Genomic DNA, 24169 nt, shown 5'->3' with positions numbered 1-24169 from the left:
GCGATGAGCGACAACAGCAGCGGGATCCAGGTCGTCTACGGCAGCCGGACCGTGTCCGCGAGCCGGCTCAGGGAGCAGGCGGACGAGCTGGAGCGGGTGCTGGGCGGCGCGCTCGGCAGGGCCGGGTACGCGGGAGGCGGCGGGGCGGCGCCCGAGCGGCCCGGGGCGCAGTTCGACGTCGAGTTCGCGGGGCTGACCGAGCTGGTGCAGAGCGCGTTCGGAGCCACGGCGCGGACGTTGCGCGACCACGCCGCGAGAGCCGAGCTGTCGGAGCAGAACTACACACGTGCCGAGCAGGCAGGCGTCGAGTCGGCCGAGCGCGTACGGACCGGTCTGGAGGAGCTGTGAGCTGGGAACTGCCGCCGGGGCTGCGGGCGGTGCACGGTCTCGTCGCGTCCGACGCCCCGTGGCCGCGCGCCGACGAGACGCAGCGCCTCGACGGGGCGGGGTCGTGGATGGACCTCGCCTCCGCCTCGCAGGGCGGCCGGGTGGAGTCGGCCTCGGCCGTCTCCCAGGTACGGGCGTCCGGCAACCACAGCGGCGACATCTCCGTCTTCGAGAGCTCCTGGAGCGGCACCGAGGAGCGGATGGGCGACGGGGCCCTGGCCAACGCCCTGGTCGGCACCGGGACGACCGCGGTCGTGGTGTTCCGCACCGTGTGGAAGTACGTCGTCGTGATCGCCCTCATCGCGTTGCTGCTGGCCATCATCCGGGGCTTCGCGCTGGGCCCGGCGCTGGGCGCGCTGTTCGCCAGGATCCGGACCATGGGGACGCGCAAGGCGCTCCAGGTCACCCTGGCCCAGATCGAGCGGAACATCGGCGGGAACGCGGTCGCCGCCCTGCGGCTCGCGAGGGGCATGCTCGGCCGCCTCATGATCGTGCCCGGTTTCCAGACGGCCCTGGTGGCGGTCAACACGCTCTCCCTCGACCCCTTCGACGACAACTCCAAGGCCCGCGAGGCGGCCGAGCACGTGCTGAACCAGACGCCCGCGGGCCGGGCGGCGCTCGCGTACGCCAGGGAGCACGGGATCACGACCCTGTACCAGAACGGACCGAACGAGTACGGGTCGGGCTACAACCGGAACCTGAACGTCATCCACATCGGCGGCGCCGACTGGTCCACCCCCGAGGCCATGGCGGGGGAGTTCGTCCGCCAGGTCGAGATCGCCAAGAGCCGCTGGGACCCGAGCCCCCTCGGGATGGACATGGGCGAGTACGCCGACGCGCGGGGCCGCGAGGAGGAGGCGGCCAACCGGGCGGCGTACCGCATGGGCGCCCAGCTCGGCTACGAGGAGGACGCCCGCGCGACCTACGGCGAGAACGACTTCACGGGCTACGGCGCCGGCTACGGGGACCTGGCCCAGGAGCACGACGAAGGGCTGGAGCAGGCCATCCTCAACGGCCCGTTCAAGTTGTTCAACGACGGCCCTCTCGACTACACCCGCTGACGCCCGGGCCCCCACCGGTGAGGGGGCCCGGGTCAGCAGCCCCGCCAGAAGCGGAACCACCGCCGCGATGAGCGATCGTTCGCCAGCACTGAGTCACAGATCTGCCACTCTGTCACCAAACATTGCTCTACGTGTGCTTAGGTGTTGCTTTGACAATTCGTGTGTTCTAGGTGGGGTTAAAGGGTGTCAAGGTACGACTGGCGCCATTCGGCGTTCGCGCCGCTGGTGGGGCTGCTGGTGTCCGGGGTGCTGCTGGTGGCGGGGGCGGTGGGAGCGCTGCTGAGGTTCGTGGGCGCGACGACGGCCCCGGCGGCGGCCGAGCTCGTGGTCACGCTCGTCATCGCGGTGTTCCTGACCACCGTGCTGAGGATCGTCAGGGCAGTGCCCGACATCCGGCGGGAGAGCGCCGCGACGGCGCGGGCCGTGGCGAACATCGGGTCGGTGAAGCCGACCGAGGGCACGCTGGTGGCGCGGCGGCTCAAGCTGTTCAAGGAGGCGGCCGAGGCCGGCAGCGACTGCGAGGCCGTGCTGAGCGCCCGCTCCGCGCTGGACGAGGGCGAGATGACCAACAGGCATCACCTCGACCACGCGCTCATCTGGGCGCTGCCGGTCTTCGGGTTCATCGGCACCGCGCTGACCATGGCGGCGATGGTGGGCTCGTTCGGCAACGCGCTGGACGGGCGGGGCGACCCCAGCGTGCTGATCGCCGCGCTCAAGCAGTACGTGCTGCCCGAGCTGGCCTCCGCGTTCGGCGTCACGATGATCGCGCTGTTCCTGAGCGTGCTCGCGTTCGGCGCGATGGCGCTGGTCGAGCGGGCCGAGCGGGCCAACGTCGGGGCGGCGGACGAGGTGTTCCTGATCTACCTGGCGCGGCTGCCCGGCAAGGAGGCGGCGCCCGGCCTCCAGGGGCTCACCCGCGAGCTGGCCCAGGTGCAGGGGCTGACCAGGGAGCTGTCCCACATGCAGGGCCTCACGCAGGAGCTGGCCCACTCCCGGGGCAGGACCGAGGAGCTGGTGAAGGGGCTGGACGCGCTGCGCACCGCCGTGGACCGGCTGGCCGCCGCAGAGAGCCGGCCGCAGAAGTACACGCTGGTGAGGGAGCAGTGAGGAAGCGGGCTCCGAGGTCGTTCGCGCCGCCGCTCGACCTGCGCTTCATCGACCTGTTCATGGCCATCGTGCTGGCGCTGTCGTTCGTCGCGATCATGCTGACCGTGGTGACGCGGATGTTGCCGACGCAGGACGCCGCGCCGCCCGCCCGGGAGCAGAAGAGCGTCGCCCAGCTCGAACGGCAGCTCGCCGCCGCCGAGCGGGCCAGGCGGGAGGCCGAGGCGGAGCTGCGCACGACCCGGGAGCAGATCTCCGAGCAGACCGCCTTCGCCCTGCCCTGGTGGCTGATCGGCTTCTGCGCGCTGCTCGGCGTGCTGGCCGTGTTCATGAACTGGCGGGTGCGGCTGTGGAACAAGGGCAGCCTCCCGCCGCTGTGGAGCTGGGGGCTGGTCACGCTCGTGGTGGCCGTGGTCACGGTGGTGATCAGGTCGCTGAGCGACGGCCAGGGGTACCTGCTGCTGGCCGAGATCCCGTGGTGGGCCGCCGACGTCCTCTGCCTGGGGCTGCTGCTGGTCGCGCACGTGCTGATCTCCGACATCCGGGACCGGCACCTCACGCTGGGCAGGATCAAGGCGCGGGGCCGATAGTTCAGGAGAACGTCACTCCTGTCACATCTTTCCCGCATAACGTGACACGCGTCTCGATCATCCCCCGTAAGGAGATGCGATGTTGCGTCGAACCCTGGGCGTGCTGGCCGCCGCGGGCGCCCTGCTGCTGACGGCCGTCCCCGCCTCGGCGACGGCCGTCGAGCCCCTTCCCCGCGCCCACGCGCACAACGACTACGAGCACGAGCGCCCGCTCCTGGACGCCCTCGACCACGGGTTCACCAGCGTCGAGGCCGACATCTACCTGGTGGACGGCGAGCTGCGCGTCGGGCACGACCCCGAGGACCTGCGACCCGGCCGCACGCTGCAGTCGCTCTACCTCGACCCGCTGGCCGAGCGCGTCCGCCACGGCAGCGTCTACCCGCGCAGCCGCCGGCAGCTCCAGCTCCTGGTGGACATCAAGAACAACGGCGCCGCCACCTACACCGAGCTGGACCAGGTGCTGAGGAGCTACCGCACGATGCTCACCACCTACCACAAGGGCAGGGTCAAGCCCGGCGCGGTGACCGTGGTGATCAGCGGCGACCGCCCGCGCGACCTGATGGCCGCCCAGGAGCGGCGCTACGCCTTCTACGACGGCCGCATGGCCGACCTGGGCCAGGGCAACCCGGCCCTGATCCCGCTGATCAGCGACAACTGGACGAACCACTTCACCTGGACCGGCGCGGGCGAGATGCCCGCCGCCGAGCGGGACAAGCTGCACCGGATCATGGCCACCGCCCACCGCGACGGGCAGCGCGTCCGCTTCTGGGCCACGCCCGACACGGCAGGGGCGGCCAGGGACGCGCTCTGGCGGGAGCTGATCGCCGCGGACGTCGACCACATCAACACCGACGACCTGGCGGGGCTGGCGGCCTTCCTGCGCAGCGAGGACGGCAAGCGCGAAGCGGCATAAATCCCTTCGCGCCGGTCGCGAACCCCCGGTAAGGTCCGGAACCAGACTGGCCGCGGGACTTCGGTACGACTTCCGGAATCCGCCTGTACAGCGATACTTTCGCAGCTCGTGCCTCCATTCCCCGGCCAGTCGACGACCCCGGGGGAGCCGATGGAGACCTACGCCGACCTGATCGGGTGCGAGGACGTGCTGCTCTTCGCCAACGCGGCGATCACCTCGACCGGCCAGCGCGAGTTCCACAGCGCGGCCGGCGAGCAGCGGCTCTCCCTCGCCTTCCTGCACAGCTACATCCACGGCAACTATCCCGACCTGTACGCCGCCACGCTCGCGCTGGACGTCAACGACCACAACGCCGCCCTCATCATCGCCAACCTGCTCCGGCGCAAGGGCGGCCACCAGGGCGACGCCCGGCTGATCGCGTGGCGGCTGGCGCGGATGAGCCCGCCCCGCGTCTACCGGCTCTTCCAGGAGCTGCGGCGCGCGGGCGTCAACAACCGGCGCACCAGGGCGCTCGTCCGCGACTGGCTCGCCGCCCGGCCCGACCTGGCCTTCGACGCGGTCAAGTACCGCTCGGCGGTGAAGTCGGCCGCGCGGCACGCGCACCTGCGGCCGGAGGGCGAGCTGGGCGACTTCCTGTTCGCGCCGTTCAGCCGCGCCCGGTACGACACTCCCGTCCTGGAGGCGTGGCGGCGGGCCCACTACGACAAGAACGCCCTGTACGACCTGCCGTACACGGTCGCCGAGGGCTTCGCGGCCCGCCACGGCATCAGCCGGGCCGTCTTCCTGGAGCGGGTCGCGCCTCGGCTGACCCGGCTGGAGCGGCTGCGGCTGGCCGGGGCGGCCGAGCGCGACGGGGTGCGCAGCGAGGCGGACCTGGCCGCGATGCCGCTGGTCAGGCTGGCCTCGTACGTGCTGTCACTGGCCGCGGACGTGCGGACGCGGCGGCGCGCCGAGCTGGTCGCGGCGCTGCGCGCGTCGGCGGCGCGGGCGGCAGGGGCGCGGGCCGGCACCTGGGGCAGCGTGGCGGCGGTGCTGGACGACAGCTTCTCCGCCTTCGGCTCGCCGGTGAAGCGCCGCCGGCCGCTCGCGGTGGCGCTGGCCTGCCACTACCTGCTGGAGGCGCTGGCGGGCCCGTACCGCGCGCTGTGGCTGTCGCACCGCTCCGACCCGCTCCAGGTACGCCCGACGGGGCCCACGCCGCTGGGACGGCGGATCATCGACGCCCTCGAAGGGCGGCCCGGCCTGCTCGTCATCGTCTCCGACGGCTGGGACAACGCGCCACCGGGGCTGGCGGGCGGGGTGCTGCGCGTCTGGCGGCGCAAGCTCGACCCGGCGGGCGAGGTCGGCATCGTGCACCTGAACCCGGTCTACGACGCCGGGCAGTTCGAGGTGCGGCGGCTGTCCACGATGGTGCCGACGGCCGGCATCCGCGACGCCGAGGACCTGCCGGCGCTGGTGGAGCTGGCCAGGTTCGCGGAGGGGCGGACGGGGCTCGCGGAGCTGCGCGCGTATCTGGAGGACCGGGTGGCCCAGCGATGATCGATCTCACCGGGCTCGACACCCGGCCCGCGCAGACGTGGGGCGCGATGCGGCTGGTGCCGCTCGTGCGCCGCCGGCCCATCGAGGACCTGCGGCTGCACGCCAAGGTGTACGGCGACGAGGCCAGCGTGGTGTTCCTGCCGGACCGCACGCTCTACACCGCGTACGTGCCGCACGCCTTCGTCGCGTCCTGGACCGATGACGGCACCCCGGCGGCGGCGTACGGCACGCAGCTCGGGCAGCCGCTGCGGCAGGTGCGCGTCAGGACGCGGCGCAGGATGGCCCGCCGGGTGGATGTGCACCGGCTCCGGTTCCTGCCGCTGCACCTGGCCATGGAGGGCTTCCTCGCGCTGCACTTCGGCGGCCCCGAGATCGCGTGGGAGGAGTGGTCGCGCCAGGCGGTCGCGCACGGCCTGTCACCGCGGGCCGAGGACGCCTACACCGGGGCGGAGGTGCGCGGGCTCGACGACGCCCTCAAGGTGTTCGAGATCTACCCGGGGCAGTGCGGGCTGCTGCTGTACGCGGGGGACACGCTGGCCGGCGCGTTCGTGGTGCCGCACCCGGAGGACTACCGGGCGCTGCACCCGACCCTCGTCCGCGACCTGTACGGGGAGCTGATCTACGAGTACGCCCTCTTCCACCCCGCCAGGGACTTCCCCGCGGTGATCGACGAGAGCGCGGTCACCAGCCTGGCCGGCCTGCGCGCCGAGGCCGAGCGCCACGAGCGCGAATGGGCCGGCTTCCACGACTCGGTCATGGCGGCCGGGCTGCTGCGCGCTCCCGCGAAGGTGGAGACGGTCTACCGGATGGGCCGGTACACGCTGAGCCGGTTCCTGCCCTCGTTCGAGCGGAAGAGCGAGAACCACATCGGCGAGACGATCACCGATGAGGACGGGCGGCTGGCGTACCTGAAGACGTTCAGGCTGTCGGAGGCGCAGTGCCGGCGCGGCCACCTGCTGAGCGAGCTGGCCGCGCACGGCTGGAGCCTGGCCGCCACCGCCGCCACGCTCCGGATCAGCGTGCCCCTGCTTGCGGCGCGGCTGGAGCGGGCGGGGTTCGGGCATCTGCTGCGGCAGGACGTCATGGACGCCTTCCGCAAGCAGCTCAATGAGCGCACCCGGCGTACTCGTCGAGGCGGCGCAGCATCGCCACCAGCATGAGCGGGAACATCACCACGTGCGAGACCAGCATCAGCCCGTCGGCGTCCATGACCCCCGTCCACAGCAGGGGGAAGAGCGGGACGGCGGGCGCGAACATGATCGCGCACATCTCCAGCGTCGGGGCCCAGCCGTGGCCGCGGAACCGCATCCACGCGGCCATGCCGATCGACATGTTCAGCGCCATCGACAGGTACCACAGCTCCGGCTGCTCGGCGTGGGAGACGCCGAGGCCGACGGCTGACTGCAGCATGCCGAGCGCGAACATCCCGACGAACATCGCGATGATCATTTCGAGGTAGTGGAGGGCGAACCTGCCCCAGCGGCGTCCGGTCTTGGAGGGTGTCGTCGTCGTCATGCCCCGACTGTGTCCGGTACGGGCGCCGCGGGCCAAGGGCGGCGGCCCGGAAGGTCCGGAAACTTGGGTTCTGCGTCCTTCGGACCTACAGTCGGGGCCATGGACCGACGACGGGTCGTGATCGTGGCCTACGAGGCTTCGGAGCTGCTCGAGATCGCGAGCATCACCTCGACGCTGGAGAGCGCCAACTGGCACGGCGCGCTGCCGTACTACGAGTATCGCGTCGCCACCCCCGGCGGTCACCCCATCACCACGGCCACGGCGCTGACCCTGAGCGCCCAGCTCGTCCTGGAGCGGGTCACGGGCCCGCTCGACACGGTCGTGGTGGCGGGCGGGATCGGCCACGAGGACGCCGCCGCGAACCCGCTGATCGTCGGCCACGTCCGCCGGCTCGCCAAGGAGAGCCGCCGCGTCGCCTCCGTCTGCACCGGCTCGTACGTCCTCGCCGCCGCCGGCCTGCTCGACGGCCGGCGCGCCACCACGCACTGGCACCAGGCGGAGCGGATGGCCGAGCTCTACCCCGACGTCGTCGTGGACCCCGACCCGATCTTCATCAGGGACGGCAACGTCGCCACCTCCGCGGGCATCACCGCCGCCCTGGACCTCATGCTGGCCTTCGTGGAGGAGGACAACGGCACCGAGCTGGCCAGGACCGTCGCCAGGAACCTCGTCACCTACCTGCAGCGACCCGGCGACCAGGCGCAGATGAGCATGTTCGTCAGCGCCCCCTCGCCCGCCAACAGCCTGGTCAAGCGGACACTCGAACACATCTCGGCCCACCTGCGCGACGACCTGAGCACGGCCGCGCTGGCGGTCGAGGCGGGCGTCAGCGAGCGGCACCTGACCAGGCTCTTCCTCAAGCACCTCGGGCAGACGCCCGGCCGCTACGTCAGGCAGGCCCGCACCGAGGCCGCCGCCCACCTGCTCGCCTCCACCTCGCTGCCGATGGCGGCGGTGGCCGTGCGCTGCGGGTTCGGCACCGCGGAGACGCTGCGGCAGGCCTTCATCGACCGGTACGGCATCCCGCCCTCCCGCTACCGCCTGACGCAAGCGGTCGGTTGATCCTGGCTCTGGCTAATGTGTCTGCGATGAACGGTGACCGGGTCGTGGGCGGCTACACGCTGCGGCGCCTGCTCGGGCGGGGCGGCATGGGCGAGGTGCACCTCGCCGCCACGCCCACGGGCGGCCTGGCCGCGGTCAAGCTCATCCATCCCCACCTGGCCGGGGACCCGGTGTTCCGGCGGCGGTTCGAGCGCGAGGCGGCGGCGGCCCGGCGGGTGGCCAGGTTCTGCACCGCGCCCGTGCTGGACGCCGGGATCGACGGGGACGTGGCCTACCTCGTCACCGAGTACGTCAAGGGGCCCGACCTGGCGCAGGCCGTACGCGAGCAGGGGCCGCTGTCGGGGGCGAACCTGGAGGCGCTGGCGGTGGGCGTCGCCACCGCGCTGAGCGCCATCCACGGGGCCGGGGTGATCCACCGCGACCTCAAGCCCTCCAACGTGCTGCTGTCGCCGCTGGGGCCGCGCGTGATCGACTTCGGCGTCGCGCAGCTCGTCAACGACTCCATGGCCAGCCAGGCGATACTCGGGACGCCCGCGTTCATGGCGCCCGAGCAGGTGCGCGGGGAGCCCCTGACGCCCGCCGCCGACGTGTTCGCGTGGGGCGGGGTGATCGCGTTCGCGGGCACGGGGCGGCCGCCCTTCGGGAGCCCGCCCTCGGAGGCGCTCTACCGCCTCGTTCACCGGGAGCCGTGGCTGGACGGGCTCGACGAAGGCATCCGGGCGGTCGTGGAGCGGGCCCTGGCCAAGGACGTGCGGCTGCGGCCCACGGCTCAGGAGCTGCTGGCCGAGCTGGTGGGCGGCACGCGCCTGGCCACGGCCACCCAGGTGGTCGAACGCACCTGGACGGGGGCCGTCGCGGCCGCCGGGCGGCCTGAGGCCGTGGCTGCGGGGGCGGCTCCTTCCGGCCGGCGAGGAAGGCGGTGGCCGTGGAGGGCGGCGGCTCCTTCCGGCCGGCGGAGGAGGCGGTGGCCGTGGGTGGCGGCGGCCGGGAGCGGGGCGCTGGCCCTCGCCGTCGCCGCCGCGACCCTGCCCGGCCTGGCCCCCCGGTCCTGGCCGTACGAGGCCGGGTTCGCGGACGGATGGGCCGTCGGCGCGTCCGACGCCGGCGGCACCCGCCTGGACGGCGCCGCCTACGAGCTGACCGTCGAGCCGGGCTGGCGGCTGTGGAAGTCGGCCCCCGTCCGGGAACCGGAGAACGGGGTGATCGTCAGCGCGAAGGCCACCCTGGAGGAGGGCGAGGGGGAGTACGGTGTGTGGTGCCACGGCTCGGCGAGCTCCGGAGACCGTTACGAGTTCGGAGTGAGCGGCGCGGGCAAGGTCTCGATCGTCAAGCGCCGCACGGGCACCGGGGGCAAGACCCTGTACGGCCCGGCGGACGCACCGAGGACGGCTGCCAACCGCATCGTCGCGGAATGCGGCCAGAGCGGGAGCAAGGTGACCCTGCGGATGTGGCTGAACGAGAGCCTGGTCGCCGAGGTGTCCGACGCCGAGGAGCCGTACGGCCCCGCCGAGGCGGGCGTGCACGCGGCCTCGGGCGCCACCCGGCGGGCCCGCGTGAGCTTCGAGTCCTTCGCCGTCAGACCGGCGACCGGCACGTGAGCCCGAGGAGCCGGTGAACGTGCGCTTCGGCGTGCTCGGCCCGCTGCGCGTCGAGGGCGGCCAGGCCCCTGGACCGGCCAAGCACCGGACGTTGCTGGCCGCGCTGCTGCTGTCGGCGCGCGAGCAGGTGCCCGTCGAGCGGCTGCTGTCCGCCGTGTGGGACGACCGGCCGCCCGCGTCCGCCGAGGCGGTGCTCCGGGTGTACGTCAGCGGGCTGCGCAAGGTCGTCGGCGGCATCCGTACCGTGCCCGGAGGTTACCTGCTCGACGTGGAGCGGGACGACGTGGACTGCCACCGCTTCGAACGGCTGGTCGCCGGAGCCAGGCAGGCCCGGGAGGCCGGGCGGCTGGCGGAGGCGGCCGACGGGTTCAGGGCGGCGCTGGGGCTGTGGCGGGGGCCGGCCGCGCTGGCGGACGTCGAGTCGTCGGCGCTGCGGCGGGCGTACGGCGTGCCGCTGGAGGAGCTGCGGCTGGCGGCGCTGGAGGAGCGGGTGGAACTCGACCTGCGGCTGGGGCGGGGCGCCGAGGTGGTGGGCGAGCTGCGGGCGCTGGTCGGGGCCCATCCGCTGCGCGAACGGGCCTGGGTCCGCCTCATCGAGGCCCTGCACCAGGCGGGGCGCAGGTCGGAGGCGCTGAACGCGTACCAGGACGTGCGGCGGACCCTGGTGGAGGAGCTCGGCCTGGAGCCCGGGCCCGAGCTGGTGGCCGCCCACCAGCACGTCCTGAACGACACCGGCACGGGGAACCCGGCCCTGGTGGCGGATGAGCCGATCAACGAGCTGCCGCCCGACATCTCGGACTTCGCGGGGCGGCGGCCGGTGCTCGACTGGATCGCGCGGATGGCCGCCGAGCGCGCCTCGGCCCCCGTGCACCTGGTCCTGCACGGGCCGCCCGGCTGCGGCAAGTCGGCCGCCGCCGTGCACGCCGCCACCGCCCTCGACCTCCCGGACGGCCGCCTGTACGCCGCCCTCGGCGCCCGCCCGCCCGGCGCCGTGCTGGAGGACCTGCTGCGTTCCCTGGGCTGCCCGGACGGCGCGGTGCCGCCCGCGCTGGACGATCGGGTGCGGCTGTACCGCAGCACGACGGCCCGCAGGCGGCTGCTCGTCCTGCTGGACGACGCCGCCGACGAGTCCCAGGTCCGCCCGCTGCTCCCCACGGGCCCCGGCAGCCTCACCCTGGTGACGAGCCGGTCGCCGCTGGCCGGGCTGGAGGCGGCGCGGGCGTACGAGCTGGGCCTGCTCGACGAGGACGAGGCCGTGGCGCTGCTCGGCGGCGTGGCCGGCCCGGACCGGGTACGCGCGGAGCCCGAGGCCGCGCTGCGCATCGTCCGGCTCTGCGGCCACCTGCCCCTGGCCCTGCGCATCGCCGGGTCCCGGCTGGCCAGGAAGCCGGGCTGGACGCTCGGCCACCTGGCGGGGCGGCTCGGCGACGAGCGGCGCCGGCTCGACGAGCTCAGCGCCGGCGATCTCGCCGTACGGGGCAGCCTCGCCCTGGGGTACCGCGGGCTGCCGGACCCGGAGCGGCGGCTGCTGCGCCGGCTCGGCGCGCTGTCCGCGCCCGACTTCGCGCCCTGGGCGCTGGGCGCGGACCTGGAGCCGCTGGTGGAGGCGGGGCTGCTGCAGTCGCGCGGGCTGGACGAGGCGGGTCAGGAACGGTACGGGTGGCACGAGCTGACCCGGCTGTACGCGGCAGAACGCCTGGCCGAGGAGGACGGCGGCCCGGCCGGGGTGCTGGCGGCCATGGCGGGCGAGATCCTGGAGCGGACCCGCCAGGCCCGCGAAGCCCTCCTCCCGGCTGAACCCGGCACCGGCCGCACCGAGGTCCACCTGCCCGCAGGCGGCGGCCCCGCTTCGGGCACGCACCCCTCCTCAGGTCGCGGCGGGTGGTCGCGGCGGGGTGGCGACGGGCTGGAGACGGGGTGGTTGCGGCAGGAGGCGCGCTGGCTGAGTGCCGAGCGCCGGTTCCTGGTGGCGATGGTCGAGGACTTCTTCCGTGCCGGTCTGTACGAGGCCGCGTGGCGGCTGGCCTTCTACCTGACGCCGCTGTTCGAGCTGGGCGCGCACCACGACGACTGGCACGCGGCGACGGCGACCGGGCTCGACTCGGCCAGGGCGGCGGGCCACCGGCACGGCGAGGCGCTCCTGCTGCGCGGCCTGGCCGACCTGCACCGGGCGGAGGGGCGCATGGACGCGGCGGCCGCGGCGCTGAGGGCGGCCCAGCCCCTTGTGGACGGGCTGGAGCTGGCGCGGATCACTCTCCGGCTGGGCCTGGTCCAGGCCGCCGCGGCCGGCCACCGGCCGGAGGCTGGGGCGGCAGGCCGTGCGGGGAGCCGATCGCCGGTGGCCGGTGGGGGCGGTCGGCGGGCGTCGCAGGTGCTGGAGGCGGAGCGGGCGTTCGCGCGGGCGTTGCGGGTGTTCGAGGAGGCCGGTGACCGGCGGGGACGGGCCGAGGCGTTGCGGGCGCTCGGTTCCCTGCGCGGGGACGCCGGCGCGGTGGAGGAGAGCCTGGTCGCGTACCAGGAGCTGGGTGACCTGCGTGGCGAGGCGGAGGCGCTGCTCGACCTGGCCAGGCTGCACCTCACCGCCCGCCGCCACCACCCGGCCCGCGACTGCGTGGAGCGGCGGCTGGGGATCAACCGCCGCCTCGGCGACCGGCTCCTGGAGGCGGTGGCGCTGCTCGTCCTGGCCGAGATCGAGGAGGCGGAGGGCGTCCCGGCAGCCGCGGCGGAGGCGGCGCGGGCGGCGCTGGAGACGTTCACCGCGTACGGGGACCACAGGAGCGCCGCACGGGCCCGGCAGGCGCTGGCGCGGGCCGGGCTGGAGCCGGGCGGTTGAGACCCTGATGGGAGGTATGGGAGAGTTTGACGGCCTCGGTGCTGAACGGGTCAAGGCCGAGGACGGCAGGCTCGCGCGGGAGGCCGGCAGGCGGCGTGGTCGGCGGATACAGCGGACTATGCGGATCCTGAAGGTCGCCTCCCTAGGGTGAGGGCCACATCCCCGACTACGAAGGTGACCAGGTAATGCGAAAGACGTTCGCGCTGGCTGTCACGGCGGTCGCGCTGGCAGGGTGCGGCATGCTGCCGGGCCAGCAGGGCGGAGGCGGCGAGGAGCGGCAGTCGCAGGCCGCGGCGGAGGGGCAGCCCGCGTCCACGTCCGCGTCCACGGCTCCGACGGGGCAGGCGCCCGTGCAGAGCGCGCCGCCGCAGGACACCGAGGTGATCGCCAGTCGAGAGGTCAAGGTCGGCGCGGGCGACATGTACGGCAAGGCGCGGGTCGACATCACCGCGCTCAAGCGCCAGGGCCGCACCCTCAGCCTCAACTGGACGGTCACCGCGACCGAGGGCAAGGTCAACCTGCACAACGGCATGGGCGCGGGCCCGCTGGACTTCACGGTCTCGGCCGTCTCCCTGATCGACCCGGTCAACGCCAAGCGGTACCGGGTGGCCCGCAACGGCACCGGCCAGGGCGCGGAGTGCGTGTGCTCCGGCACGCAGGGGCAGTTCCTGGAGCCGGAGGAGGCCTCCACGCTGTACGCGGTGTTCGCGGCCCCGCCGGCGGACGTCACGAAGATCAACATCGAGATGCCGATGTTCGGCGTGTTCACCGATGTTCCTATCTCTTAGCGTCGTGCTGGCCCTCGCCCTGTCGCCGACCCCGGTCCCCAGCCCGCCCGCGAACGCCACCGGCGCCGTCGAGGACCTCGTCCTGCCCGTCGAGGACATCGTGGGCGAGGTCGAGTCCATGGACGGCACCGAGAGCGAGAGCAAGGTGGGGCGGCAGGTCACGGTGGCGGTGACCAGCGACGTGCTGTTCGCGCTGGACAAGTGGCAGCTCACCGCCAAGGCCAGGCAGCGGCTGGCCAAGGTGGCCGAGAAGGTCGAGGCCGAAGGGGCCGGCGGGGTGGTCAGGATCGAGGGGCACACCGACGACCAGGGCACCGACTCCTACAACATGACGCTGTCGCAGCGGCGGGCGCAGGCCGTCGAGAGCGTGATGCGGAAGCTGCTGACGGCGGCGGGCGTGACGCTGGAGGCACGCGGCCATGGCGAGAGCCGGCCCAAGGTGCCCAACGTGATCGACGGCAAGCCCGTGGAGCCCAACCGGGCCAGGAACCGGCGCGTCGAGATCGTCTTCACCGCCAAGCAGTGACCCCGGGGGCCCGCAGGCGGTGAGCGCACCCGCCAGATGACGCGGGCGGCCCGGGACCGGTCGTCGCCCACCTGCGAGTGGCGGGTCACCCGTGAGTGGCCGGTCGTCATTCACCCGCGGGTGGCCGATCGTCACTCGCCCGCGAGTTGCCCCAGGGTCACGGTGACCATCTGCGTCTGGCCGTTCGAGCGGATCACGCCCACCCGGGCGCGGTCGCCCGGCTTGAGCGTGGTGATGGTCTCGGCCAGGACGGCCATCGTCGGCGTTTCCTTGCCGTTGATCGAGACGATCACGTCACCCGCGCGGAGGCCGGCCTTCTCGGCGCCCCCGCCCCGCTCCACGCTGGCCACCCCGACCCCCGTCGGCTGGCCGTCGGAGCCGATGACCGTGCTGCCGCGGATGCCCAGGGCGGCGCGGTGGCTGTTGGTGACCTTGCCGTCCTTGACGATCTGCCGGGCGATGTCCGTGGCCGTGTTGCTCGGGATCGCGAAGCCGATGCCCGGCGCGGTGCCTCCGCCCAGGGCGGGGTCGGTGGCCGCGAGCGTCGGGATGCCGATCACGTGACCTGACAGGTCCACGAGGGCGCCGCCGCTGTTGCCCGGGTTGATCGCGGCGGAGGTCTGGATCGCGCCGGCGATGGTGGCGCCCGGCGAGTCGGGGTTCTGCGGCTCGGTGACCGTACGGCCGAGCGCGGAGACGATGCCGTTCGTGACGCTGCCGGACAGCCCCAGCGGGTTGCCCATGGCCAGCACGATCTGCCCCACCCGCAGCTTCGAGGAGTCGCCGAACCGCGCCGGCCTGAGCCCGTCGGGCCGGTCCACCTTGATCACGGCCAGGTCCCCGGCGGCGAACGATCTGACCAGCCTGGCCGATCGCGGCGGCCCGCCGGTGGCGATGGTGACGTTCATCTGCGTGGCCTGCCCGACCACGTGCGCGTTGGTGACGATGTGGCCCTTGGTGTCGAACACGATGCCGGACCCCAGCCCCACCTTGGTGTTGATCTGCACGATGGACGGCAGGACGTCCGAGATGACCTTCTCGTACGCCGCCTCCAGCGCCTGCGGCGACGTGGTGGGCGAGGCCGCCGGCGTGCTCGGCGCCGTGGGCGAGCCCGTGGGCGAGCCGGTGGGTGAGGCCGTGGGGGAGGACGGCGCGGACGGGCTGATGGTGCCTGTGGTGGTAGGGGGAGGCCCGCAGCCGGCGACCAGTACGGCTGCGGCGGCCAGTCCCGCGACGATCTCCCTCATGGGGAGATCCTGCCCAGCTCAGCTCGAAAGATACGCTTCCCGGACGTTTCGCCTGCTCAGCTTGCCCGTCGGCGTTCGGGGCAGCGACTCCCGGTACTCGATGAGCCGCGGATGCTTGAGCCTGGCCAGCCGGGGCGCGCAGTGCCGCAGCAGGTCGGCCGTGAGCTCCTCGCCGCCGGTGACGCCGGCCACCGGCTGGACGAGCGCCACCACCTTCTGCCCCCACTCGGGATCGGGCACGCCGATCACCGCCACGTCGGACACGGAGGGGTGCTCCAGCAGCGCCGCCTCGATCTCGGCCGGGTAGATGTTGACCCCGCCGGAGATGATCAGGTCGGTCCGCCGGTCCAGCAGGAACAGGTAGCCGTCCTCGTCGAGGTAGCCGATGTCGCCCGGGGTGTAGTCGCGCCCGCGCATGGCGGCCGCCGTCTTGTCCGGGTCGCCGTGGTACTCGAAGCGGTTGATGCCGCCGATGTAGACCAGCCCCGGCGAGCCCGGTGGCACCTCGTTGCCGTCCTCGTCCACGATCGTGAACGTCATCCCGTCCAGGGCCTTGCCGACCGTGCCCGGCTTGGCCAGCCACTCCTGCGAGGAGACCATGGTGGCCACCGCCGCCTCGGTGGAGCCGTAGTACTCCCAGAGCACCGGCCCGAGCCAGTCGATCATCGCCTGCTTGGTGGCCGGCGGGCACGGGGCGGCCCCGTGGTAGAGGTGGGTGAGGGACGACAGGTCGTACGACTCCCGGTCCGGCACCGCCAGCAGGCGGTGGAACATCGTGGGCACCATGAACGCGTTCGTCACCCGGTGCCGCTCGATCAGCTCCAGCGCGGCGGCGGCCTCGAACCGCTCGGGCGCCACGATCGAGTGCCCGAACTGCAGCGCCATCATGGCCTGCCCGTACGGCGCCGAGTGGTAGAGCTGCGAGCACACCAGGTGCACCCCGCCCATCGGCAGCCCGAAATGCCGCCAGCTCTTGCGCATCAGGATCGGGTACAGCTCCTCCGGCGTCAGGTCCAGCAGCCGCCGGCGCACGCCCTTCGGCCGTCCGGTGGTGCCCGAGGTGTAGAGCATCATGGACCCGGCCCGCCGGTGGCCGGGCGGGGTGGCGGGCTGATCCGCGACGAGCTCGTCCACCGTGAGGGCGTCCGGCGCGATCACCACCTTGGCCCCGCAGTCGCCCACGATGTAGTCGATCTCCTCGGCGGTGAAGTGCCAGTTGACAGGGACGAGGTAGGCCCCGATCTGGTACGTCGCCAGCATCATGGTCAGCGCGTCGGCCCCGTTCTTCAGGACGGTCACCACGCAGTCGCCCGGTGCGACTCCGCGCGAGGTCAGGCCGTTGGAGGCGCGGTTGACGCGGTCGAGCAACCGTCCGTAGGTGATGCCCTCGTCGCCGAGGAGGGCGGGGCGTTCAGGGTCGTTGGCGGCGATCTCGTAGAAACCCCTCATGTCCGCAGACCTTACAGAATTAGATTCTGCTGGGGGAATAGCGGAATTATCCCGCTCCTCCGTGACGTAACCTCAAGGCCATGGCGGACGACGGCGAGCGCAAGCGCACCTATGACTCACCCACCACCCCGTTCCGCAAGATCGTCCTGCCCGCGGAGGAGACGATCAGGATCTCGCGGCCGCCCGCGCCGGGGCCGTCCGGCCCGGTGAAGTCGCCGAACCAGGCCGAGGGCCAGCCGCCCGCCCAGCCCACCGATCAGCCGGCCGCGCAGCCCACCGACCAGCCGGCCGCTCAACCCGCCGATCAGCCGGCCGCTCAGAACGGCGGTGAGTCCACCGCACAGAAGGGCGGCCACTCGACTGATCAGAAGGGCGGCCAGTCGACTGATCAGGCCAATGGTCAGCCGACCGGTCAGGCTTCCGCGAAGGCGCCGGCGAAGGCGCCGAATCAGGCTCCCGGCCAGTCGCCCGGCAAGATGGTGGCCCCAGCGCCGAGCCAGGCCCCGAAGCGGCAGCCGCCGAGCGGGCCCTCCGCCCAGCCTCCGGGCCAGACCCCCATGGGCACGCCGACTCCGGGCCACGGTCCGGGGCCGGGCCAGAGCCAGGGGCCGGGCCAGGGTGCCGGCCAAGCCCCAGGGCCGGGCCAGGGGGCCGGCCAAGCCCCAGGGCCGGGCCAGCCACTGGGTGCAGGCCGGCCGCAAGCTGCAGGGCAGGCGCAGGGTGCGAATCAGGCACAGGGTGCAGGTCAGGCGCAGGGCGTGGGCCCGGGTCAGGGTGCAGGGTCGGGGCAGGGCATGGGCCCAGGCCAGGGTCAGGGCGTGGGCCCTGGGCAGGGGCCGGGTCCCGTTCACGGCCCGGGGCCGATGCAGGGCCCTGGTCAGGGCACGGGGCTGCGGCTGGGGCAGCCGCCGCAGCAGCAGTACATGCAGCCCCCGCCACCCGTGCCGCCGCTCCCCCCGGAGCCCAGGGTCCGCCGTTTCGGCGACATCCCGATGAAGGCGGTCTACCTGGTCGGCGCCATCCTCGGCACGGTCCTGGCCGTCCTGCTGGTGTTCGTCGTCTTCCGTGGCGACGTGCCCACCAACCAGCAGCCGGACGAGCAGGTCGTCCGGGTCGCGCCGGTGCCGTCCGTCTCGGCGACGCCGACGGTGTCGGCCAGCGCGACCCCGACCGAGACGCCGATCGTGCTGCCGCCGGTGCCCGACTCCAAGAAGTACGCCACGCTGTCCGGCAAGGCGTCCGCGGTGACCGGCACGATCACCGACAAGACCAGCGGCATCTCCTACCCGAGGCTGGCCTCGCCGTGGAAGGCCAAGTCGTTCCCGCCGTTCTCGATCGCGCAGCGCATCGGCAAGGTCGCCGTCCCGCACACGGTGATCGCCTCCGCCATGTACCCGGGCGAGTCGCCGGAGGAGAAGCCCAGCTCGAACGCCGACTACCGCGAGATCGCCACCCAGGCGGCCCGCTGGACGATCCGCACCCAGTACCCCGCGGGCGCCAAGCTCGACGAGTGGACCGCCTCGCAGAAGATCCCGGTCGGCAAGGGCTGGACGCTCGGCTACAAGGTCACCTACACCTTCGACGGCAAGGAGCAGGAGGCGCAGGCGATGGTGACGGTCATCGAGGTGGGCAAGACCAAGCCGGCGATGCTCATGGCCTCGATCCCCGAGACGAACAAGACCCGCTGGCGCGACCTGAACACGCTGGTCCAGCAGGTCCGTCCGCTCTAGCCGGCCGCCGCTCCCCGAAGGGAAAGGTGGCGAGGGAGAGCGGTATGCCAGAAGCATCCTCTAGAATATGATTCTGGGCATGACTCGGACCTGGCTGGAGGATGGACAATGGCGATCGGGTTGAGCGAGGAGCACGAGGCGCTGCGCGAGTCGGTGAGCGGCTGGGCGGAGCGGAACATCCCCTCGGAGCTGCTGCGCGCCGGGACCGAAGGGCGTCCCGCGTTCTGGCCTGGCCTCGCCGAGCAGGGGCTGCTCGGCCTGCACGTGCCCGAGGAGTACGGTGGCTCCGGCTACGGGCTCCTGGAGGCGGCGGTGGCCATCGAGGCGCTGGCCGAGCGCATGGCGCCGGGGCCGTTCGTGCCGACCGTGCTGGCCAGCGCCGTGATCAACGCCTCCAAGCGCCGCGAGCACCTGGAGTCGTTCGTGGACGGCACGCTGACCGCCGCCGTCGCGCTGACCGGTTCGCTGACCGGCACCCGCCGCGAGGACGGCTCCCTGGTCGTCTCCGGCACGGCCGAGCCCGTGCTCGGCGGCTCGCTGGCCGACTCGCTGGTGCTGCCGGTCGCCACGGCCGACGGCGAGGAGTGGGTGCTCGTCGACGCCTCCTCCGCCACCGTCACCGAGATCAAGTCGCTCGACCTGACCAGGCCGGTCGCCAAGGTCGAGCTGTCGGAGGTGGTCGTCCCCGCCGAGGGCATCCTGGACGGCGTCGAGACCTCCGACGTGCGCGACCTGGCCGCGATCCTGCTCGGTGCCGAGGCGGCGGGCGTGGCCTCGTGGTGCGTGACAGCCGCCGCCGAGTACGCCAAGGTACGCGTCCAGTTCGGCCGCCCGATCGGCCAGTTCCAGGGCATCAAGCACAAGCTGTCGCGCATGCTGGTCGCGCTGGAGCAGGCCCGCGCCACCGTGTGGGACGCCACCCGCGCCGAGGGCCAGGAGCTCCGGTTCGCCGCCGCCGTGGCCGGGGTCATGGCCCCCGACGCCGCCGTGCAGTGCGCCAAGGACGCCATCCAGACCTTCGGCGGCATCGGCTACACCTTCGAGCACGACGTGCACCTCTACTACCGCCGCGCGCTCACCCTGCGCGCCCTGCTCGGCTCGTCGGCCGAGTGGGCCGCGACCGTGACCGAGCTCTCCCTGCAGGGCGTCTCCCGCGAGATGGAGATCGACCTGCCCGAGGGCGCCGAGGCGCTGCGCGAGTCGATCCGCGCCGAGATCGCGGAGATCGCGAAGCTGGAGGGCAAGGAGCAGAAGCGGGCCCTGGCCAACCAGGGGTTCGTCATGTCGCACCTGCCCAAGCCGTGGGGCCGCGACGCCAAGCCGCTGGAGCAGGTGCTGATCGCGCAGGAGCTCAAGGCCGCCAAGGTGCGCCTGCCCGCCATGATCATCGGCGCCTGGGTGGTGCCGTCGATCGCCGCGTACGGCACGCCCGAGCAGCAGCAGCGCTTCCTGCCCAAGACGCTCAGCGGCGAGATGATCTGGTGCCAGCTCTTCTCGGAGCCCGGCGCCGGCTCCGACCTGGCCTCGCTGCAGATGAAGGCGGAGAAGGTCGAGGGCGGCTGGAAGCTCAACGGCCAGAAGATCTGGACGTCCGTCGCCCACGTGGCGGAGTGGGGCATCTGCATCGCCCGTAACTCCAGCGAGGGCTCCAAGCACGAGGGCATCACGTACTTCCTGGTCGACATGAAGGCCCCGGGCGTCACGGTCAGGCCGCTGACCGAGATGACCGGCGAGAACCTGTTCAACGAGGTCTTCCTCGACGACGTGTTCGTGCCGGACGACCTGGTCGTGGGCGAGGTCGGCGAGGGCTGGAAGGTGGCCCGCAACACGCTGTCCAACGAGCGCGTCTCGCTGTCGTCAGGCTCGGGCGGCACCGGCGCGTCCGTGCCCGACCTGCTCGGGCTGGTCGGGCGGCTCGGGCGGGAGCTGACGCCGGCCGAGGCGCAGACGGTGGCCGAGGTGGTCTGCGAGGGGCACTCGATCAACGCGCTGTCGCTGCGGGTCACGCTCAAGCAGCTCGCCGGGACCGAGCCGGGCGCGGACGCCTCCGTACGGAAGCTGCTGTCCACCTCGCACGCCCAGCACGTCTCCGAGACCGCGGTGGAGCTGCTCGGCGCCGCCGCCGTGACCGCCGCGGACATGAAGCTCGGCGACGCCGGCTACTGGAACCGGGCGGTGCTGGCCACCAGGGCGATGACCATCTACGGCGGCACCACCGAGGTGCAGCTCAACATCATCGGCGAGCGCATGCTGGGCCTGCCGAGGGACCCGGAGCCGGGCAAGTAGAAGATCACCCCGCGGGTCGCGGGGGAACGGCCGCGCCGTCCTCGTCGGGGACGGGGCGGCCGATCCTGATCTCCCCGACGCAGGCGTCCGGGCCGCCGGTCGTGCGGATGGCGAGCTCGCCGCCCTCGCCGGGGATCCGGGCGAACGTCCTGCCGAGGCCCTCGCCGGCGCGCACCTGCGTGACACCGAGCCCGAGCCGTACCGACAGGGTGGTCTCCGCGCCGTTCAGGTAGGTGATCTGCGCGGTGTACGCGCCGCCGGGGAGCCGCCCCGGCAGGCGGAAGCGGACCTCGCCCGGTCCGACCGGCACGCAGTTCCCGCGCTGCGGGATTCGCAGGCCCTGGATGGTGACCGGGCGCAGGCGGCCCCGCGCGTCGAACGTCATCGGGTGCTGCACGGGGCCGGAGAGCTCGCGCAGCCACGTCACCGGCCACGGGTCCGGCACCCCGAGGACCTTGGAGTGCAGGGCGTAGTCGTGGAAGAAGGCGGCGGCGGCGACCCCGGGCGGCACGTGCGTGTCGAGCACGGCCGTGCCCTCCGGCACGCGGGAGAGCGCCTGCCTGGCCGTTTCGACGTAGTGGCGGACGGTGCCGCCGAGCGGGCGATCGGCGTACGCGGCCACCGACCAGACCGAGCCCGCCGTGACGGCCGCGGCCAGCGGCGCCCAGGCCCACCTGAGCCGGGTGCGCGGGCGCAGCCAGGGCCGTTCCTCGCCGTCCAGCGGGATGAACGCCAGCCCGAGCACGAGGGCGACGACGGTCGCGGTGGCGGCCAGGTAACGCAGCTCGAACCCGAGGACGGCGGGCCCGAGCAGCTCGATCCGTCCCAGCAGCACCGGCACCACGTCGGCGAGCAGGAAGTAGCCGAGCAGCACCAGCCACGCCAGCCAGGCCCGCCGCCGCCACCGCACCGACACGGTCACCACGGCCGCCGCGACCACCAGCCCCGCCCAGACCAGCGGCTCCGGCGGGGCGGCCATCGCGTAGTCGTCCCCGATCGGCCGCCACTGCCACGGCCCGCCCAGCGCCGACGGGACCAGGCCGCGCGAGCCCAGCATCCAGAAGAACTCGCCCGCCACGCCGGCGTCCGGCAGGCCGGGCGTCTGCGTCGCGTTGTTGATCTGGACGGAGCTGTAGAGCCCGGTGAAGAAGACCCACGAGTACGCGGCCAGCAGCGCCGCGTACGGCAACCAGGCCCGCCACAGCCGCTTCCAGCCCGGCGTCAGCCAGCCGGCGGTGATCACCAGCATCAGCACCGGGATGAACGCGGCCTTGACGAAGAAGAGCAGCCCGAACAGCGTCCACGCGCAGGCCGCCACCACGTGCCGGATCCGGCCGTCACGCACGTACAGCACGTGCGAGGACAGCGCCATCGGCAGTGCCAGTTGCAGCGGCAGCGTCTCCAGCACCGCCGCCCACCACGACAGCGACGGGATCGTCATGGGCGTCAGCAGGTAGAACCCGAGCGGCACCAGGATCGCCGGCCGCGCCCCGAACAGCAGCCGCAGCAGCCGCAGCAGCGCCAGGCTCGCCCCCGCCTGCAGCGCGATCGTCATCGTGTGGGCCAGCACCTCGTTGTAGCCGCCGAGGCGGGCCATCGCCCAGGAGATGCCGAAGCCGCCCGGCAGCAGGTGGCCCACGTCCACCCACATCAGGTAGTCCCAGGTGAAACCGCTCTCCTGGCCCCTGATGATGTAGTGGAAGTCGTCCTGGCGGAAGTACGTCCGCCTGACCAGCTCGAACTTCCACACGAGCTGGACCGCCACCATCACGAGCCCGGTGGCGAGCACGGCGTCGCCGCCCCGTGATCGCAACCCCTGTACGGTCATGGCCCCCAGCCTCCCGTCCCGGCGAGAGTAACCACGTGCGCGTGATCAAGGGAATGGCCGTGGCTCGGTTGTGATGTCATTGCGGGATGCCGCACACCGCCCGAGCCGGGCTCGCCGCCGCCCTCCTCGGGCTGGCCCTCGGCTGCCTGGCGCTCGGGCCGGCCCTGGGGTGGGGGTTCACGCTGCTCCAGGACATGGTGTTCGTGCCGGACCCGGCGTTCTCGCGGTTCACGTTCGGGCTGGCGGGCGGCGCGGCGCGGGTGGTGCCGAGCGACGCCGTGGTGACCGCGCTGGCGCAGGTGCTGCCCGCCGAGCTGGTGCAGAAGGCGATCCTGCTGGTGATCTTCGTGCTGGGCTGCTCGGGGGCGGCGCTGCTGCTGCCGTCGCAGTCGCTGGGGCCGAGGCTGGTGGCGGGGGCGTTCTACGTGTGGAACCCGTACGTGGCCGAGCGGCTGCTGATCGGGCAGTGGGCGTTGCTGCTCGGGTACGCCGGGCTGCCCTGGGTGGTTCGAGCCGTCTGGTCGGGACGCAGGACGGCGCTGGCCGTGCTGCCGGCGGCGGTGGGCGGGTTCGCGGCGATGACGGTCACCGCTCTCACGGCGCTTCCCCTGGCGCGGCGGGACGTCCTGGTGCGGGTGGTGGCGGTGCTGGCGGTGTTCAGCCTGCCGTGGCTGATCCCGACGGCGCTGCGGCCTCGGGGCATCGAGGGCGATCCGGTGGGCGTGGAGGCCTTCGCGGCCAGGGCGGACACGCCGTTCGGGACCGTGGGGAGCCTGCTGTCGCTGGGCGGGATCTGGAACGCGTACGCGGTGCCGCCCGGGTACGAGACCGTGGTGGGGGCGGTGGCCAGGCTGGCGCTCACCCTCGTCGGGGTCGTGGCGTTCCTGCGCGCGGACGTGCCGTACAAGCGGAGGCTGGGCGCGGCGGCGGCGATCGGGCTCGGCGTGGCGTGCGCCGGGGTGAGCGAGCCCGGGCGGGCGGCGTTCGCGTGGGTCGTCGTGGAGGTGTGGGGCGGCTTCGCGGTGTTCAGGGACGCCCAGCAGTACGTGGCGCCGCTGGCGCTGGTGGCGGCGCTGGGGCTGGGGCTGCTGGCCGAGCGGGTGGCGCGGCACCGGGTGTGGGTGGGCGCGCTGGCGCTGGTGCCGGTGGCCGTGCTGCCGACCATGGCGTGGGGCTCGCTGGGGCGGCTCGGGGCCGTGTCGTACCCGGAGAGCTGGACGGTCGCGCGGGAGCTCATCCGGCGCGATCAGCAGCCGGGTGACGTGCTGGTGCTGCCGTTCGAGTCGTACCGGCAGTTCCCGTGGAACGGCGGGCGAGCGGTGCTGGACCCGGCGCAGCGCTTCTTCGCGGCGCCGGGCCGGCGGGTGGTCTCCAACGACGCCGTACGGGTGGGCGGGCTGGTCGTCAGGAGCGAGGATCCCCGCGTCCAGGCGCTAGAACACGTACTAGAAGGGCCCTCGCCGGATCTGCCCGGAGCGGGGTTTCGCTACGTGATTGTCGACGCGGGGACAGGGGAGGAGCGGCAGCGGTTCGGTACGTGGCTACGCAGTGCGAGGGTCCTGGTCGATACCCGTGACCTGCGGTTGTACCGATTCGATGGTCCTGTGGTGCGGGTTCCGTCCGAATAGGTACGCTGATCAGCGTCTTTGTTAAGATTTCGTCTAGCTACTTCCGAGTAGCAAGAATTGGTTCTAGGTTTAGGGACGCCCGCAC

19 protein-coding genes and 1 pseudogene are annotated in these 24169 nt (G+C 73.0%); 16 read left to right on the top strand and 4 right to left on the bottom strand.

What is annotated here, in order from left to right:
• The first annotated feature begins 3 nt into the window (after positions 1-3).
• The 7 genes from ACBJ32_RS21515 (at position 4) to ACBJ32_RS21485 (ending at position 6754) form a co-directional block, all read left to right on the top strand.
• Entirely contained in the window at positions 4-348 is a 345-nt protein-coding gene (locus ACBJ32_RS21515; protein WP_375128212.1) for a hypothetical protein, read from the top strand.
• Positions 345-1448, top strand: a complete 1104-nt coding sequence (locus ACBJ32_RS21510; RefSeq protein WP_375128211.1) for a hypothetical protein — start codon at positions 345-347, stop codon at positions 1446-1448. The genes ACBJ32_RS21515 and ACBJ32_RS21510 overlap by 4 nt, the downstream gene beginning before the upstream one ends.
• Positions 1449-1631: 183 nt before the next feature.
• Positions 1632-2555: a hypothetical protein gene (locus tag ACBJ32_RS21505; protein ID WP_375128210.1), complete on the top strand. Its 924-nt coding sequence runs from the start codon at positions 1632-1634 to the stop codon at positions 2553-2555.
• On the top strand, positions 2552-3142 hold the full coding sequence (locus ACBJ32_RS21500; protein WP_357873904.1) for a hypothetical protein: 591 nt from the start codon (positions 2552-2554) through the stop codon (positions 3140-3142). The genes ACBJ32_RS21505 and ACBJ32_RS21500 overlap by 4 nt, the downstream gene beginning before the upstream one ends.
• 79 nt (positions 3143-3221) lie before the next feature.
• Positions 3222-4055: a phosphatidylinositol-specific phospholipase C/glycerophosphodiester phosphodiesterase family protein gene (locus ACBJ32_RS21495; RefSeq protein ID WP_375128209.1), complete on the top strand. Its 834-nt coding sequence runs from the start codon at positions 3222-3224 to the stop codon at positions 4053-4055.
• 108 nt (positions 4056-4163) lie between these two features.
• Complete coding sequence (locus ACBJ32_RS21490; protein WP_375128208.1) at positions 4164-5594, top strand: hypothetical protein; 1431 nt, start codon at positions 4164-4166, stop codon at positions 5592-5594.
• On the top strand, positions 5591-6754 hold the full coding sequence (locus ACBJ32_RS21485; RefSeq protein ID WP_375128207.1) for a hypothetical protein: 1164 nt from the start codon (positions 5591-5593) through the stop codon (positions 6752-6754). Before ACBJ32_RS21490 ends, ACBJ32_RS21485 begins: the two co-directional genes overlap by 4 nt.
• Here the strand turns inward: ACBJ32_RS21485 and ACBJ32_RS21480 are convergent.
• Positions 6699-7109 (bottom strand): hypothetical protein, encoded by a 411-nt coding sequence (locus ACBJ32_RS21480; protein ID WP_375128206.1) that lies wholly within the window; start codon positions 7107-7109, stop codon positions 6699-6701. The genes ACBJ32_RS21485 and ACBJ32_RS21480 overlap by 56 nt on opposite strands.
• A gap of 99 nt (positions 7110-7208) precedes the next feature.
• Here ACBJ32_RS21480 and ACBJ32_RS21475 point away from each other — a divergent pair, with 99 nt between their 5' ends.
• From ACBJ32_RS21475 to ACBJ32_RS21455, 5 genes are all read left to right on the top strand, one after another.
• Positions 7209-8171, top strand: a complete 963-nt coding sequence (locus ACBJ32_RS21475; RefSeq protein ID WP_375128205.1) for a GlxA family transcriptional regulator — start codon at positions 7209-7211, stop codon at positions 8169-8171.
• Between the two features lie 26 nt (positions 8172-8197).
• Entirely contained in the window at positions 8198-9769 is a 1572-nt protein-coding gene (locus ACBJ32_RS21470; protein WP_375128204.1) for a serine/threonine-protein kinase, read from the top strand.
• Positions 9770-9782: 13 nt separating this feature from the next.
• The gene (locus tag ACBJ32_RS21465) at positions 9783-12602 is read left to right on the top strand and encodes a BTAD domain-containing putative transcriptional regulator (RefSeq protein WP_375128203.1); all 2820 of its coding nucleotides are present in this window, start codon (positions 9783-9785) and stop codon (positions 12600-12602) included.
• Positions 12603-12787: 185 nt separating this feature from the next.
• Entirely contained in the window at positions 12788-13390 is a 603-nt protein-coding gene (locus tag ACBJ32_RS21460) for a hypothetical protein (RefSeq protein ID WP_375128202.1), read from the top strand.
• On the top strand, positions 13374-13916 hold the full coding sequence (locus tag ACBJ32_RS21455; protein WP_375128201.1) for an OmpA family protein: 543 nt from the start codon (positions 13374-13376) through the stop codon (positions 13914-13916). Before ACBJ32_RS21460 ends, ACBJ32_RS21455 begins: the two co-directional genes overlap by 17 nt.
• 131 nt (positions 13917-14047) lie before the next feature.
• Here ACBJ32_RS21455 and ACBJ32_RS21450 read toward each other — a convergent pair whose 3' ends face one another.
• On the bottom strand, positions 14048-15163 hold the full coding sequence (locus tag ACBJ32_RS21450; RefSeq protein WP_375128200.1) for a trypsin-like peptidase domain-containing protein: 1116 nt from the start codon (positions 15161-15163) through the stop codon (positions 14048-14050).
• Positions 15164-15181: 18 nt separating this feature from the next.
• Positions 15182-16612: an AMP-binding protein gene (locus tag ACBJ32_RS21445; RefSeq protein WP_375128199.1), complete on the bottom strand. Its 1431-nt coding sequence runs from the start codon at positions 16610-16612 to the stop codon at positions 15182-15184.
• An 80-nt stretch (positions 16613-16692) separates the two neighbouring features.
• Here ACBJ32_RS21445 and ACBJ32_RS21440 point away from each other — a divergent pair.
• The 3 genes and pseudogenes from ACBJ32_RS21440 to ACBJ32_RS21430 form a co-directional block, all read left to right on the top strand.
• Positions 16693-16944 (top strand): annotated as a pseudogene (locus ACBJ32_RS21440) (hypothetical protein); the annotation flags it as partial.
• Positions 16945-17475: 531 nt separating this feature from the next.
• Positions 17476-18342 carry a hypothetical protein gene (locus ACBJ32_RS21435; protein WP_375128468.1) on the top strand — a complete coding sequence of 289 codons (867 nt, stop codon included), beginning with the start codon at positions 17476-17478 and terminating at the stop codon, positions 18340-18342.
• 108 nt (positions 18343-18450) lie between these two features.
• Complete coding sequence (locus ACBJ32_RS21430) at positions 18451-20628, top strand: acyl-CoA dehydrogenase (RefSeq protein ID WP_357873941.1); 2178 nt, start codon at positions 18451-18453, stop codon at positions 20626-20628.
• Positions 20629-20632: 4 nt separating this feature from the next.
• Here ACBJ32_RS21430 and ACBJ32_RS21425 read toward each other — a convergent pair whose 3' ends face one another.
• The gene (locus ACBJ32_RS21425) at positions 20633-22456 is read right to left on the bottom strand and encodes a hypothetical protein (protein WP_375128198.1); all 1824 of its coding nucleotides are present in this window, start codon (positions 22454-22456) and stop codon (positions 20633-20635) included.
• Between the two features lie 86 nt (positions 22457-22542).
• Here ACBJ32_RS21425 and ACBJ32_RS21420 point away from each other — a divergent pair, with 86 nt between their 5' ends.
• Entirely contained in the window at positions 22543-24084 is a 1542-nt protein-coding gene (locus ACBJ32_RS21420; RefSeq protein ID WP_375128197.1) for a hypothetical protein, read from the top strand.
• The last annotated feature ends 85 nt before the right edge of the window (positions 24085-24169 follow it).

Origin of the sequence: Nonomuraea sp. GTA35, from assembly GCF_041950525.1 — a bacterium.
Taxonomy (GTDB): Bacteria; Actinomycetota; Actinomycetes; order Streptosporangiales; family Streptosporangiaceae; genus Nonomuraea.
The sequence above is the reverse complement of the archived record's forward strand: the minus strand, read 5'-3'. Positions and strand labels throughout refer to the sequence as shown.